Source organism: uncultured Nostoc sp. (assembly GCF_964245445.1).
Classification (GTDB): Bacteria; Cyanobacteriota; Cyanobacteriia; order Cyanobacteriales; family Nostocaceae; genus Nostoc.
The window spans coordinates 1-13,774 of sequence record NZ_CAXTNE010000038.1 but is presented as its reverse complement, the minus strand read 5'-3'; the positions used below and the strand labels follow the sequence as shown (position 1 = coordinate 13,774).

The window sequence follows — 13,774 nt, the reverse complement described above, 5'->3', positions numbered from 1 at the left end:
AGAAGGTGTGCCGCTTGCCAAATTATTTATCAAATTTACTTATTGACCTAAAATTTACTATAGGTAAGTAATAGCTGAAATCTTTGAGATGAGTAGCGCACATCTCACTCAGTACAGTCTTTACTATTAACAGCAGGAACATAAAGACTTGGAAACTCGTTCTCTAGCTTTGTATTGACACTAATTGGACAAGCAAGCATTTAAATTTTCAAGCGACAATAACTGACATCAAGAAAGATTATTTGAGTCTTTATATTCTAAGAATAAAGCTGCTTAATGTTCCTTGACTTTCAAATACTAACAACAACTATAGATAAAAAGAGTAAGACTGATAACAATAATTTCAAAAACTTCTGCTTCGTTAATGAAAAAAATAGTTATATAAAGACCTGTTTATCTAAAAAAAACTATTATTATTCTGATATAAATAAAATTTTACTGTTTTAATTAGACAGACTATTCTAACTATAAATTAGGAGACATATGATTAATTTATATATTGATAGTGGATATTTTATTGGAAAAAGTAGACAGACTATTCTAACTGTAAATTATTAAATGTATGATTGAATTATATGTTGATAATGAATGTTTTATTGGAAAAAGTTGACGAGAATTACTCAAATTAAAGCAATAGAAAAAATGCTGCTGTTATTCATGCATATTTTTCAATGAATTAGTTAATTTAATTGAGTATAAAGGCTTTAAGCAATCAATATAGTCCTAAAGGGTGTGACTACGGCTAGCTATACATCATTGAACTTACTACAAAAAGAGGAGTCAAGATTGCCATCAGCAACCCTAACTCCTCACCCTCTACAATTATTATCATTCCTCTTGACAGAGGATTTTATTTTTTGGAAATCCCTTATCACCCAGTCTCTTGAATATATGGATAGTGATAAGGCTTTTGGTTCCAGCGTTTAGATGGGTACACGTTGTCTTTGGTGTTAAACTCTAGACTTTTTGTACAGCAGGGCTTGTGAAGCTCTTTTAGTCCACCTGATAGTAAAACTCCCGACAGAGAAAATTGGGTTGGCTGCCATCCTTGAATTTGTGAAACGCAGCAATGACCCACAAGCCTTTGTTCATGTTCGCTGCTAACAAGGATTCCACTGAATCGCGATCAAATTTTGCACTGAAAGCTTTCTCATTTATATTATCTACAAACGGTGTCACCTCAGTCTCACCCCAATCTTTAAGAGACTCAGCGCCATAAGCGTGCATAATAATTTGCTCATTATGCTTGGTTAAGATAAATTTCTCGATCCATTTAGTCTTTGTGTTCGAGTTTATCCAGGTTCCTAAAAAAGGCGTGAAATCGATCGCATTATCCTGGGGCTGGTTTCCGTAAATTTCGTTTCGCTCCATCTTAAAATCTTCCTCTTGTGACTAACGATGATAAAACTCACGGGCAAAATGATCGGTTCGACCACTACCATCTACGTAGCGGGTATAGGACTGAATGACCAAGATTCCCAATTTTTGGTTTGCCACCAAATGTGTCTCAACCCCGTCTAACTTGTAAAAAGCGTGGAATCCTGCTGCTATAAGTGAGGTTCCCGCAGCGTAAGGCACTGCTTCAACTTTACCCCAGTCAATTGGATTGGGTTCGTTGGCTCCATAACCTTGAAACGTCAGGCGACCGTCTTGCTCAGTCAGAACTACCCGCACCAAATAATTAGTATCCGATTTAGTATTGATCCAGTTACCGACTAAAGGTGAGAGTTCTATCGGCTCCTTGGTACTAGGGCGTTGGTCAGCCTGCATATAGTATGCGTATTGAGTTGTTTGTGTCACTAGCTAACTCTCTAATGAATAATTTGCAGCATTTTAATAATAAATATAAACTAATTTTTAGCGTACATATAGCTGAAATAATATTTTATTAATAAATTAAGTTGATACAGACTGACCTAAATAGCAAGTGGCAGAGAAAAGATTTATTTTATAAATACAATATTTGATAATTTCATAGCTGTGTTTCATAAATATTCTCCCTACGCTAATCACTACTCAAAAGCTATTAAAATATTATCACATCCAGATTATTTAAGTAATTATTCTTTCATGTTATTATTAAGCCATGAATGAGATTTTTGAACACATCTACTATTGAATCACCAGACCAAAAATTCATAGCGATTACTAAAGCTACAATTATGTGAGAGTTTAGTTTTCGTCGTCGTTTTTCCTGACTGGAAGTACTAATAATTGCTCTGGTTATGGTTTGAGATGGGATTACTTGTGATACAGCCAGAAGTAATTCACTTGGATTAATGCAGGCTTCTATGATCTCAAAGTTAACAAGGGGAGCATCCACTTTTGGCAGAAACACTCAAATAGCAAGTAAACCATTCAGATAAGCACAACGAACAGAAAGGATTTGGTTGACACTCCCAACATTCCACTGTGCGCCAGAAATTTTCATCCTAGCTCCAATCTGTTTAATAGCAGACTCGACTGCACCAGAACCAATAGAACAAAGTTGTTCAGCTTGGTAATAGGTATAGTTGACAATACGGGAGCAATGTTTTTCGAGATAAGCGATGAAGTTCTTAGCTTGTTTGCCTCGGCAATTATGAAATAAAGCCTTGGCTTCTTCAACTTGACCCTGCCATAAAATAGTTTCAGCTGCTTTGAGTCGCTTTAAAGAACCACCCACTTTGTAAAGATTTTCCTTGAGATGATACCAATCTAAAATTTCCCAACGCTCAAAATTCTCTGGTTTACCAAACTCTTTGACGAGATTCCATACACCATCATGACCATCTCCTAAGCAGACTAACGGGTTAACTAGACGCTGGCTATTGACATAATCAATTAATGATTGGTTGTCATCAAAAAACGCACCATAGTAAATCCCTTGCAGACGAACGGTTTTATAGTCTCGCCAGTGACAGCCTGCTTTCGGTTTACCCCTAAGTCGGACTTTTCCTCCATCTACGCTAACTTCTGAAACTGATTGTTTAGCAAGTGGTAGTTGAAAATCTTGTGACAGGACTAGTTGTTGTTGTGTTGAGTGACCAACTTTTACTCCTGTCAATGCCTCAATCTCGATTTCTGCTTTTTGGTAGGATTCGTTAGCTGATAACCTCAAACAGCACTTTTCAAGTAATGGACAAAAGCTTCCTTCTTGGCTTTAAACCTAGTTTAATAAGCTGTTTGGCTTTTAATTTCAGTTCCCCTACTAGGCTTTTTATTTTCCTGGTTTTACCTACTTTTGTTCCAGTTTTTTGTTCGATAAAAAAAGGGCTATTTCTGGGCTGACTAGTTCTAATACTTGACTGCGAACTGTTTTTTCTATGCCTTCGAGGTCTGTCAGCTTACTTTTATCTGCTTCTTCATACAGCAGTGTTGACAATTCTTGTAAGCAGGCTTTGATCCGTTCTTGTTTCTCTTGGTTCATTGTCAGCGATCGCACAGGGTTCTTTCCCTTTACATTTTCCCATAAATGGTAAATCTTCCAAAACTGGATGCTCCCTTAACAAGTGACATTTCAGTTGCAAAATAGTGTGGGGTAAATTTACCATGTTCTCGTGAACTATGACTTTACGCGAACAGATTCTGCTCTTTCTGCAACTTCCAAGGAGCATTAGTCAATGCCTGCTCCTGACTCGGACATTATTTCTAGGGCTGAACTCCTACAACAAGCGATTGCCACTTTACAACTCTCTATCCAACAAATTCAGGCTTCAGGGGAAGTAGCGCCACTTGGTTGTTGTGTTTTGCGTTACCACTTTTGTGCTTATGCTGATTTAATTGCTATTAAAAAAATTGATTGTGATGCAGTATTCCGTAAACACCAATACCGAAAAACATCAATGCGTCAAGGTAAAATTGTCGGCGATTGTGACAAGTTAGTTACTTGGTACAAACCTAAAACATGCCTAAAAGGATTGAGTAAGGAGGAATTTGATACTTTACCTCAAACCATAACTGTGCGAGAAATTTACTATTACATTGTTATTCCTGGTTTTCGTACTCAACGAGTCAGCTTAATCACTACTAAGAAGATAAAACAACTTATTCTACTCTGGCAATTGTTGGGCTTTACAGTCAGAGGTGGGATGTTGAGCTAGATTTAAGACATCTCAAAACTACCTTGAGTATGGATATTTTACGCTGTAAAACTCCTTCAATGGTACGCAAATAAATTTATGTTTATTTACTTGCTTACAATCTACTTTGTGGTTTAATGTGGTCAGCAGATACTACTTACGGTACTCCCCCGTTACGCCTGTCACTGCAAGGTACTCGTCATCATTTAAATAACTTTATTCCCAAATTCTTAGCAGCAATTTCAACAAAAAGCCTCCAAATTTACCAAACTTTACTTAAAGTTATTGCTCACAAAGCTGTCAGCGATCGCCCCGCAAGAAGTGAACCACGAGTCCTTTTACGTCGCCCAAAAATTTACCCCTTGATGACCAAACCCCGGCACGAATTACGAAATATTTTGCAAAGTACTTAAACCAGAAGCGTTTCGGCTTTTCTTAGTGCCATTCGGTCAACTATACAATACAAGTGTTGTCATCAAAAATGGTCAAACATGTTATTTTGCTGCTTGCAAGTACTATCGACCGAATGATGAGTTTATTTATGGCGCTCGAATCGGCAATATTGTTGTTAGAGAAGAAGATCCAGAATTTCGGAACCTTTGGCAATTTTCAATTGATGCGTTACAAAGTTTAGAACACGGTTATCCCCAAAATGGTGTAATCAATATTGATTTCTTCTTACAATAAGATAGCGAAGAACCAATTCTAATAGAAGTAGCTGCACGCAGTCCTGGAGAGCTTGTATCGAGAATGTTTGACATATATCAGGGAGTACGTCTAAACGATTTACATCTCCAATTACAGATTGGTGATTCCCCTGATATCATTCTCAAGGACAGAAATGAGTGGAAGTACAGTGCTTACTCGATTCATCCCAAGCAGGACGGTGTTGTTACAGTAATTGAAAAGCCAATTCTTGAAAGTGATGTGAAAGTTTATTGGCAGATTTATTTGGAAGAAAAACTGAATGAATCGCAAAGTATGATGGATGTTGCTATTGCCATTGTTTTGAGCCATCATGACTTTTCAACCCTACAACGGGATTATGAGGTAGCCAATTCTACCAATTTCTATAAAACTAAGAAAACGTCAGTTCGATGAGTTAAAGTTCTTGAACGAACTGATGCCGATCTAATTCTAGAAACTCAGCGTTCCACTCTAGAGGTATGTCAAGGAACTTATTTCCGATTGTGATGCAACTATCCAGAAATGGTGTTTCTACTCCAGCTAGGCGAGCTAAAACTTGTAGGGGAAAACAGCCATAAGGCAGATCCTCAACCAAATAGCGGTGATGAGGGTTATATAGCGTCGTACTGGAGTAGGCTCCAACCTGCTGCATATGTTCATAAAGGGACGATCCCGTGGTTCCATATGCGATTTGATAGTGGCTTTTGATATCAATTAAGTTAGGCACTTCTAGTGCTTCACCTACTGCAATGCGATCGCGATCCAAGTGGTCGATAAGTCCAACAGTGCGACGACCAAGGTTATGATAGGGGTTGTAATCCTCACCAGATTCCCATCTGGCTAATGAAACCAGAAGCAGGGGAAGGTGGATAATGTCATTAACTTTATTGAGATTAATTTCTAAAACCGAGGTCGCAGCGCATAAATTACTAAAGATAGTTTGGTAAGCGCTCACAATCCGATCTGTCATAATTTGGTTTTGAGCTGCCACAAAAAACTTGTTAGTAAGCGTACTAATCTTAACTCGATCCTCCGTATTACTGCGACTAACAAAAGGAGTATTGTTGATATCAGCTACAGCAGGCAACTGTTCCTTAGCTATTCCGAATCTCTGGAGTTCCTGACAAAAAACTCGACCTGCAAAGCGACTAGCACAGAAAACTAGAACGTTCATTTGAGGATTGACATATTCAGCTAAAATCTCGGCGTAGGGTTCGATGTCTTGACCGCGACAACATATCAATATGTTGAGTGGTAGCTTACCACCATTTAGTGCCGCCAACTCATAAATGTTATTGGAACAAGCTGCAACTAGATAACTTCCAGGAGAAACCGGTCCAATTGAGTTAATGGTTCTTGTCTGGGCAATAATGGAAGAACGGCGAGAGAAAAGGTAAACACTATATCCTTGATTACTCAAATAGACAGCTGTTGCTAAACCAATGTGTCCTTTGCCTACAACTAAGTAGCTATTTTGTAGCATTATCCGAAAACCATAAAAAGGGATACTTAATACCAATTCAAAATTCACGCATTAAGAATTGAGACTTCATCTGGGTTTCCAGACTTGTATATGTCGCATTCTTTTTTAAAATCGGTATCAAATTCAGCAATAGTATAAAAATTAACTCGTAGCTTTGCTGAATTCAAGTGTGAATGTAGGGATTGACAAATAAATATCACATCGCTTTGAAGCTTTTTGCTTTGGGAGGCTCTTAAAGCTGAGATGAGGAAAATCTCAATAGTAGCGTTGCATACAAGGATTGGATAATTTATTTATTGGAGTTCCCTAATGCGTAGGCGTAGCCCATCGTAGCGAAAAGTTGAGCCAGTGCGCCCTTGTAAGTTTCCCGACTTGTATAGCTTAAGGCAGATATCGCCTCAAGCTTGCAAGCGTTGCGCGCCTACATCTGCACATAACTATATATAAGATAATCTACAAAATAGTGATAATTTCTGTATTTATAAATACACTATTTTTGATAAAGTACAAGGAAAAACTTTTTATTCTTTAGCAATGATTTTGGCTATATGTATGGTATTCTTGCTAAAGGGGGAATAAAAAACAGTAATAAATTGACAAAAAAGTCTGAAATTATTTGACTTACCGCAAAAAAAAAATTTGGCAAGAATATTGACAATATGTACGCAAAACTAAAAAAGCATTGACAAGACTTCCAGCACAAAAGGCGCACATTAGAAAACCTTGCTATTACTTAGACAGTTAAATGTGTCTGCTACGGCTTTTTGTAGAAGAAATACAGCCTCATGAAGCAGGATATAAATATTTGCAATAACCTGAAAGCAATTAGGAATCGTCTAGGCATGAGTCAGCAAGACCTGGCTAATATAGTTGGTGTTACCCGTCAGTCTATTGCTGCTGTGGAAACGGGACAATGCGCGCCTTCTGTTGCTATTTCCTTGCGTTTAGCTAAGACACTTGGTTATCAAGTTGAAGACTTATTCTGGCTAGAAGAGGAAGATTCACCTAAAATTGAGGCAATTCTTGTTGGTTCGACCCATAATATACAGCGATCGCAAGTTAGTCTAGCGCGGATTGGGGATCGATGGATAGCTTACCCTCTATCAGGCAGAGATGCTTTTCGCATTGAAATGATTGCATCAGATGCTGAGGTAGTTGAAGTGAGCGATCCTGTTGTTGAGAGCGATGTAGGAGCGTCGCCTGTAAGGGTGGTGAGGCAGTCCGGTCTTCTCCCAAGGGGAGACGCCAAAGGCGATGGGGGTTTCCCCGATGAGGAACTGCCGAAAGGGTTACCTAACAAAAGCAAACTGCCATTAGCCTCAACAAAAGTGAGGACCGAGCCTCACCTTTCGGGTGAAGCACAAAGCCAGACAGGTACAAATAAAGTCCTGGTTCGGCTTGTGGATGATATAGACAAATTGCATAATACAGTTGTGATTGCTGGTTGTACGCCTGTGCTTTCCCTCTTAGCAAGAGCAACTGAACGTTGGCATCCACAGCTGCGAGTTCATTATCGTTTTGCCCACAGCATGGCTGCATTGCATAGTCTGTGCCGAGGTGAAGTACATATAGCAGGGATGCACTTGTACGATCCCCAAACTGGAGAACATAACATTCCCTTTGTGCGAAAAGCCTTAACAGGTAAGGATGCCGTCTTGATTACTCTTGGGGTTTGGCAAGAAGGATTGTTAGTTCCACCAGGAAACCCAATGAAAGTTAAAACAGTTTCCGACTTAATAGAATTTGGAGCAACTGTTGTCACCCATGAAGTGGGTTCTGCCAATCGGATGCTTTTAGAACGGAAACTCCAAGAAGAACGAGTGCCATTCGAGGCTATGAAAAGACTCAATCGCATCGTTCACAATCATCAAGAGGTTGCATTATCTATAGTCTCAGGAGTCGCTGATGCAGGTATCAGTACGGCATCTATAGCCGCTACCTTTGGGTTGGAATTTATTCCTCTTCATAGTGCGCGATACGACTTGGTGATTCTCAAGGAATACTTACAAGAAGCACCAGTACAGCAATTTATCAATATCTTGGGAAATCGGCTAGTGCGATCGCAATTACAAATTCTTGGCGGTTATGACATCAGCAAGACTGGGGAAGTTGTAGCAAATATTTAGAGTCATGAATCGTCACTTCATTATGAACAACAATGCCATTTAGATTAACGACACCACCTTGCGAAATGGCAAATAAGCCGCAGGTATAGCTTTCAACGTTGAGGAAAAAATTGCGTTCCCTCTTAGGGTTGCCGTAGGCATCGCTCCTGTGCTGTCTCAATGTGTTTTGGTATAACACCTTATTACTCTGTCAATGCGTAAATCCTATATTTCCAGAGGTTCTATGATTCGGAGAATTTTCATTGCATGTTTGGCTTGTTGCTTGGTAATTCTGAGTGCTGAAGCGAGTGATATACTGGTCAAGCAAAACCCAGCCATTGCCCAGTCCCCAGCAAATAAAAATGTAATCGTGGCAATGACAACGAGCATTGAGGACAGTGGGCTGCTAGATGATTTGGTTCCAGCGATTGAAAAGAAAACAGGATACACTTTAAAAAAGGTTGCAGTCGGCACAGGTCAGGCTTTAGCTTTAGCTGAAAAGGGTGAAGTTGACGCACTGTTCGTCAATTCACCGAAAGCCGAACGCAAAGTTTTGGCAGGTGGTGCGGTGATTAATCGGCACTTGGTAATGCACAATGACTTTGTGATTGTCGGCCCAGATGCTGACAAAGCAAAAATCCGAGGGAAAAAGAATGCTGTCGAAGCATTTTCCCTGATTGCTAAAAACCAAGCATTATTTGTATCGCGGGGTGATGACTCAGGTACTAACAAACTAGAAAAAGATTTATGGCAACAGGCAAAAGTCACACCATCTGGCAGTTGGTATCAGCAAACAGGTTCAGGAATGGCGCAAACTTTGCAAGTCGCTAATCAAAAACTGGGATATACCTTAGCAGATCGAGCAACCTATATATTTCAAAAGAAAAACCTGTCTTTGCCAGTACTCGTGCAAGGAGATAAGAAACTCTTAAATCTCTACCATGTCATGGAAGTAAATTCTCAGAAATTTCCCAGGGTGAATAGTGCAGGAGCTAAAGCGTTTATTAATTATGTCTTATCTCCTGAAGGACAGACACTGATTGCAGCCCACGGGAAAAAAGAGTTCAAACAACCGTTATTTTATGTTGATGCCGGTAAAACGGAGAAAGATTACGGCTTTTAGAGAAAGAGCATTAGAATCATCAAGGGTTGCTCTATTGTATATTTAAGTATTCTTTAACAGATTTGTGAATACAATCATCGAAGGAGCTTTGAAAGCTCTTGAACTATTAACCAATGGCAATAGTGACGTTTTCCAGGTGATGACAATGACACTGTTCGTATCTGGAACAGCCACAGCTATTAGCGTTTTACTGGGACTACCATTAGGACTATGGTTGGCACTAGTCGATTTCGTAGGCAAGCAGACTTTTACTAGTTTGATTAACTTCGGCATGGGATTACCGCCAGTGGTAATCGGTTTAGTCGTCAGTCTGTTTTTGTGGCGGTCTGGCCCATTGGGAAACCTTGACTTGATTTATACGCCCACAGCGATGATCGTCGCCCAAACAATCATTGCTTTTCCAATTGTAGCTGGCTTGAGTTTTACAGCAATTATCAGTATTAATCCAAAACTACGCTGGCAACTGTTGTCAATGGGGGCAACACAGTGGCAAGCAAACTTGTTGCTAATTAAGGAAGCACGTTTAGGATTAATGGCCGCTGTTATTGCTGGTTTTGGTCGCGTCATCTCAGAAGTTGGTGCATCGATGATGGTGGGCGGCAATATCAAAGGACAAACAAGAGTACTGACAACAGCAATTGTTACAGAGGTAGGAAAAGGAAACTACGATGTGGCGATGGCGATCGCATACATTTTACTGTTCATCACATACACCATTATCGTGTTGCTGACTATCCTACAGCATGAAAGGAACATTCTATGAGTACTAACGAGTATGTCCTAAATATGCAACAGGTTAGCGTCGATAGCAAAACACGTAAAAATATCCTGTCAATTGAAAATTTTACAGTCCGTCCTGGGGAACTGGTCGCTGTGCTTGGCCCTAATGGCGCTGGTAAAAGCACCTTGTTAAGAACAATCAATCTATTGCAATCTTACCGTGGTGAAATGCAATTATTTGGTCAGGATGTCCGCAATGCCAATAAAACATTGTTGCGTCGTCGTTCGGCTTTGGTATTTCAAGAAATATTACTACTGGATGACACTGTTTTTAATAATGTTGCCAAGGCATTAAAGTTTCGGGGAACACCAACGCACAAGATTCCGCAAAGAGTACATACTACACTTAAAACTTTTGGCTGCGAACACTTGGCAAATCGTTCTGCTCGTTCGCTGTCTGGTGGTGAAGCAAAGCGAGTTTGTATCGCCTGCGGATTAGTAGCTGATTCTGAATTGCTGCTTTTGGATGAGCCTTCCGCCTCTTTAGATGTGGGAATACGTGCCGAGATTATCGAGAAAATTAGACAATCGGCCCAAGCAAGGGGAGCGGCAGTCATATTAGTAAGTCATAATTTTACAGATATACTGCATTTTGCTGAACGGGCGATCGCTTTATTTGACGGCTGTATTATACAGGATGATAATTTGGAAACCATCATCCGCCGACCAGCTAACGAGCAGCTTGCTAGACTAGTAGGGATAGATAATATTATTCCGTGTCGGGTTGAACAGAGTAGCCGTGGAAGTTTTATTAAACTTGCAAACGGGATAGAGTTTTTATATCCTGGGGAAATCACAAAGCCAATTACTGCATGTTGTTTATCTGGCGATACTTTCAATCTTTACGAGGCAAGTTCTTCAATATTGCATAAACCTTGGTCAGTAATTATTGAAGGGCTAATAGAACGGGTTTTAAATGGTATTGGGATTTGTAGTATTTGGGTTAAGGTGGGAGAACAAACTTTAATTGCTAGAGTGCCTCGGAATAATATATTCGGCAATGTATATCCCCATCAAATAATTAAGCTGGCATTCAATCCTAAAGATGCACATTTTGTTTAGAAAAAATGGCGTTACTAACCCGCCGCAGATAACCTCTCAATGGTTGGGTGCATGGGCATTGTGAGACTGCATTTTTATTGCCCTCTTCCTGGATTGCAATCTGCAAAACCCAACGCCTCTGTATCAAGGAAACTGGCGATGGCAAATTCGCGCCTCAAAGGCTGGCATTGCTCAAAGGGTGTGAAGGCGATCGCATCCAGGATTCTCTAAGCTTGGATTTGCAATTCAGAGTCGTTTGTCGGCATGAAAGTAAGAAAACTGACTATCTTCACCAAAAACTGAACCGCATAACTATAATAATTTATTTCAGAAAAGTAGCAAAATAATCTAAAATTTTAGACATGGCAGTATTTATATTACTAAAATCATCATCTCGTGCAAGAATTTCTTCAGGTTTCTGAATATATTTACCTGTAACTAATTCTGAAGCGCAATTTTCAATAATTTGCCGAACACTGTCTTTAGTTGATTCTAAATGAAATTGTAAACCTAATACTCTATCTCCATAAATGAAAGCTTGATTTGCACATACTTCACTAGAGGCTATTCGTACAGCACCCGGTGGTAAGTCAAAAGTATCACCATGCCAATGAAACACAGTGAATGAGGGAGGTAATGAAGCAAAAACAGCAGAGTTTTGTGCTTCTATTGTCATTTGAATCGGATACCAACCTATTTCTTTTTCCTGGTCTTTGTAAACCTTGGAACCTAAAACATCAGCGATTAACTGCGAACCAAGACAAATACCAATAACTATTTTATTTTTTTTCATTGCAGAAGCAATAAAATGTTTTTCCAAAGTCAACCAAGGATATTTATCATCCTCGTAAATATTCATTGGTCCACCCATTACTATCACCCAATCAAGGTCATCAACAGATGGTAAACTGTCACCGTGATAAAACTTAGTTGCGGAGAGAATATGATCTTTCTTTGTCAACCACTGTTCAATACTAGCAAGTCCTTCAAATGGCACATGTTGTAAGTAATGAATTCTCATCTCTGACTGATCCGAACTAAGTTGGAGTGTGATTTTCTACATTAAATCATATAATAGAATTCATTTGAAGAGTGCTGTACATGGATAGCGAGGCGTTTAGCCCATGCGATTATTGCTTTTTTTACTCAGCACTCAGCACTGTTTCGGTAACGCCGGATTTTGATGCAGTCTGAATTAACATTGCTGCTACTTTTTTCGCCTGTGAAGCGGTTGACCAACTACCTTCCATCATGGCAACCACGATCGCACCTTGTACAATGAGAAGCAGTTGCCTAGCTAACTGTTCCGGTGATGAAACTTCTGCGGCTTGAGCTAGGCTCTTGATATAATGATATATTGATTGTTGATGCTCCAATGCCACTCGATGTCCAGGATGGTCAGCATTGGCTAGTTCCACTGAAGCATTAATGAATGCACAACCTCGAAAATCTGGGCTCTCAAACCATTCCCGTAGGGCATCAAATATTACCAGTAGTTGTTGAGATGGGTTAGAGGCTCGTTGCTCAATGGTGCTTTTGAGCCATTCGCACCATTGTTCATCCTGTTGTTGCAGCCATGCTTCAATCAATGCATCTTTTGACTTGAAATGATTGTAAAGCGACATTTTTGCAACGCCAGATTCAGCAACGATTCTGTCAATACCGACGTTGCGAATTCCTTCTCGATAAAACAAACCTGATGCTGTATTTAGGATGCGATCGTGAACAGATTTACGGGTTGTTTTTGGTTTAGTCATTTAGATCACATCCTTGAATAACGTGTAAATCTTAAATACTTCATCAATAATAATGACAAAGATTTTCCTAACTTCACAATTATTTAAACCTGATGCCTTACTAGCTTTTTGAAGTTAGGCTGTAAATGTGTCAAATATTTGATTTTTCTGTTAGGATTTTACATTAGAGCAATTGTATACGCTGTAATTATTATAAATAACTACACTGTTATACCTCAATCTGCAAAAGAGATTTTAACTCTATACAATAACGTGTGAGTAGGAGAAATTAACAAAGATTGAAAACTTTAAAACACCTTTAACCATTCTTCGATTCCTTTTAAACACCAGGATATTTCATCGATATCAATATTGAATTAAGTTTGTTTTATTCAGTTGCTTAAATTGTAAAAATTGCTATCAATTACTTGTTTTATCCTTTCATTCGCCAAAACTTCAATCTTTTCTAAGAACTTAACAAAAAACTATCTGTAAAGAATCAAGGGTTTTTCCCAAAAGTGATTGATGAACTGCAAGCATACCAAAATCCCCCCGAACTTTGGAACTGCTACCGATCAAGTACTTCCACAATCCTCCAGAGACTTGTGCAGCAAGACCATCAGTTCATCAAACTATTGGTTTTATGGGATTTGACTTCTTCACTAGAGCGTAAGTGCTTGGAGATCCTTTGTGCTTTAGCGATTTAGATTCCCTATAAATAAAGAATATCATACAACTGTCCAATTTACTTGCGCTGA

Annotated in this window: 15 protein-coding genes and 1 pseudogene; 9 read left to right on the top strand and 7 right to left on the bottom strand. The window is 39.2% G+C overall.

Translation table 11 applies throughout. The annotated features are described in order from the left end of the window. Positions 1-993: 993 nt before the first annotated feature. From ACFE90_RS09385 to ACFE90_RS09370, 4 genes and pseudogenes are all read right to left on the bottom strand, one after another. Positions 994-1,371 carry a hypothetical protein gene (locus tag ACFE90_RS09385; RefSeq protein WP_375499828.1) on the bottom strand — a complete coding sequence of 126 codons (378 nt, stop codon included), beginning with the start codon at positions 1,369-1,371 and terminating at the stop codon, positions 994-996. A 21-nt stretch (positions 1,372-1,392) separates the two neighbouring features. Further along, positions 1,393-1,800: a hypothetical protein gene (locus ACFE90_RS09380; RefSeq protein ID WP_334693169.1), complete on the bottom strand. Its 408-nt coding sequence runs from the start codon at positions 1,798-1,800 to the stop codon at positions 1,393-1,395. Positions 1,801-2,068: 268 nt separating this feature from the next. Further along, on the bottom strand, positions 2,069-2,323 hold the full coding sequence (locus ACFE90_RS09375) for a transposase domain-containing protein (protein WP_375499826.1): 255 nt from the start codon (positions 2,321-2,323) through the stop codon (positions 2,069-2,071). A 15-nt stretch (positions 2,324-2,338) separates the two neighbouring features. Continuing rightward, positions 2,339-3,409 (bottom strand): annotated as a pseudogene (locus tag ACFE90_RS09370) (ISKra4 family transposase). A gap of 193 nt (positions 3,410-3,602) precedes the next feature. Here ACFE90_RS09370 and ACFE90_RS09365 point away from each other — a divergent pair. The 5 genes from ACFE90_RS09365 to ACFE90_RS09345 all read left to right on the top strand — a co-directional run bounded on the left by ACFE90_RS09365 (position 3,603) and on the right by ACFE90_RS09345 (position 5,162). Next, the gene (locus ACFE90_RS09365) at positions 3,603-4,082 is read left to right on the top strand and encodes a hypothetical protein (RefSeq protein WP_375499824.1); all 480 of its coding nucleotides are present in this window, start codon (positions 3,603-3,605) and stop codon (positions 4,080-4,082) included. Next, entirely contained in the window at positions 4,037-4,156 is a 120-nt protein-coding gene (locus tag ACFE90_RS09360) for a hypothetical protein (RefSeq protein ID WP_375499872.1), read from the top strand. Before ACFE90_RS09365 ends, ACFE90_RS09360 begins: the two co-directional genes overlap by 46 nt. Before the next feature lie 42 nt (positions 4,157-4,198). Further along, positions 4,199-4,474, top strand: coding sequence for a hypothetical protein (locus tag ACFE90_RS09355; RefSeq protein ID WP_375499822.1), 276 nt, complete (start codon positions 4,199-4,201; stop codon positions 4,472-4,474). 25 nt (positions 4,475-4,499) lie between these two features. Next, positions 4,500-4,748, top strand: a complete 249-nt coding sequence (locus ACFE90_RS09350; RefSeq protein ID WP_375499820.1) for a hypothetical protein — start codon at positions 4,500-4,502, stop codon at positions 4,746-4,748. Between the two features lie 63 nt (positions 4,749-4,811). Then, the gene (locus ACFE90_RS09345) at positions 4,812-5,162 is read left to right on the top strand and encodes a hypothetical protein (protein ID WP_375499818.1); all 351 of its coding nucleotides are present in this window, start codon (positions 4,812-4,814) and stop codon (positions 5,160-5,162) included. Position 5,163: 1 nt separating this feature from the next. Here the strand turns inward: ACFE90_RS09345 and ACFE90_RS09340 are convergent, their stop codons facing one another. Beyond that, positions 5,164-6,231 (bottom strand): NAD/NADP octopine/nopaline dehydrogenase family protein, encoded by a 1,068-nt coding sequence (locus tag ACFE90_RS09340; RefSeq protein WP_375499816.1) that lies wholly within the window; start codon positions 6,229-6,231, stop codon positions 5,164-5,166. A 785-nt stretch (positions 6,232-7,016) separates the two neighbouring features. On the opposite strand from ACFE90_RS09340, the gene ACFE90_RS09335 reads away from it, so the two are divergent. The 4 genes from ACFE90_RS09335 to ACFE90_RS09320 all read left to right on the top strand — a co-directional run bounded on the left by ACFE90_RS09335 (position 7,017) and on the right by ACFE90_RS09320 (position 11,301). Continuing rightward, the gene (locus tag ACFE90_RS09335; RefSeq protein WP_375499814.1) at positions 7,017-8,357 is read left to right on the top strand and encodes a substrate-binding domain-containing protein; all 1,341 of its coding nucleotides are present in this window, start codon (positions 7,017-7,019) and stop codon (positions 8,355-8,357) included. 223 nt (positions 8,358-8,580) lie between these two features. Then, positions 8,581-9,459, top strand: coding sequence for a substrate-binding domain-containing protein (locus ACFE90_RS09330; RefSeq protein ID WP_375499812.1), 879 nt, complete (start codon positions 8,581-8,583; stop codon positions 9,457-9,459). A gap of 64 nt (positions 9,460-9,523) precedes the next feature. After that, complete coding sequence (locus tag ACFE90_RS09325; RefSeq protein WP_375499810.1) at positions 9,524-10,222, top strand: ABC transporter permease; 699 nt, start codon at positions 9,524-9,526, stop codon at positions 10,220-10,222. Further along, positions 10,219-11,301, top strand: coding sequence for an energy-coupling factor ABC transporter ATP-binding protein (locus tag ACFE90_RS09320; RefSeq protein ID WP_375499808.1), 1,083 nt, complete (start codon positions 10,219-10,221; stop codon positions 11,299-11,301). Before ACFE90_RS09325 ends, ACFE90_RS09320 begins: the two co-directional genes overlap by 4 nt. Positions 11,302-11,602: 301 nt before the next feature. On the opposite strand, the gene ACFE90_RS09315 is transcribed toward ACFE90_RS09320, so the two are convergent. Then, the gene (locus ACFE90_RS09315; protein WP_375499806.1) at positions 11,603-12,301 is read right to left on the bottom strand and encodes a type 1 glutamine amidotransferase; all 699 of its coding nucleotides are present in this window, start codon (positions 12,299-12,301) and stop codon (positions 11,603-11,605) included. A 121-nt stretch (positions 12,302-12,422) separates the two neighbouring features. Next, positions 12,423-13,037: a TetR/AcrR family transcriptional regulator gene (locus tag ACFE90_RS09310; RefSeq protein ID WP_375499804.1), complete on the bottom strand. Its 615-nt coding sequence runs from the start codon at positions 13,035-13,037 to the stop codon at positions 12,423-12,425. Between the last annotated feature and the right edge of the window lie 737 nt (positions 13,038-13,774).

Bases quoted from the DNA above. Each gene is read 5' to 3' on its own strand.
- ACFE90_RS09385 (WP_375499828.1), bottom strand. From the start codon at position 1,371: ATGGAGCGAAACGAAATTTACGGAAACCAGCCCCAGGATAATGCGATC.
- ACFE90_RS09365 (WP_375499824.1), top strand. From the start codon at position 3,603: ATGCCTGCTCCTGACTCGGACATTATTTCTAGGGCTGAACTCCTACAA.
- ACFE90_RS09355 (WP_375499822.1), top strand. From the start codon at position 4,199: ATGTGGTCAGCAGATACTACTTACGGTACTCCCCCGTTACGCCTGTCA.
- ACFE90_RS09345 (WP_375499818.1), top strand. From the start codon at position 4,812: ATGTTTGACATATATCAGGGAGTACGTCTAAACGATTTACATCTCCAA.
- ACFE90_RS09340 (WP_375499816.1), bottom strand. From the start codon at position 6,231: ATGCTACAAAATAGCTACTTAGTTGTAGGCAAAGGACACATTGGTTTA.
- ACFE90_RS09335 (WP_375499814.1), top strand. From the start codon at position 7,017: ATGAAGCAGGATATAAATATTTGCAATAACCTGAAAGCAATTAGGAAT.
- ACFE90_RS09330 (WP_375499812.1), top strand. From the start codon at position 8,581: ATGATTCGGAGAATTTTCATTGCATGTTTGGCTTGTTGCTTGGTAATT.
- ACFE90_RS09320 (WP_375499808.1), top strand. From the start codon at position 10,219: ATGAGTACTAACGAGTATGTCCTAAATATGCAACAGGTTAGCGTCGAT.
- ACFE90_RS09315 (WP_375499806.1), bottom strand. From the start codon at position 12,301: ATGAGAATTCATTACTTACAACATGTGCCATTTGAAGGACTTGCTAGT.
- ACFE90_RS09310 (WP_375499804.1), bottom strand. From the start codon at position 13,037: ATGACTAAACCAAAAACAACCCGTAAATCTGTTCACGATCGCATCCTA.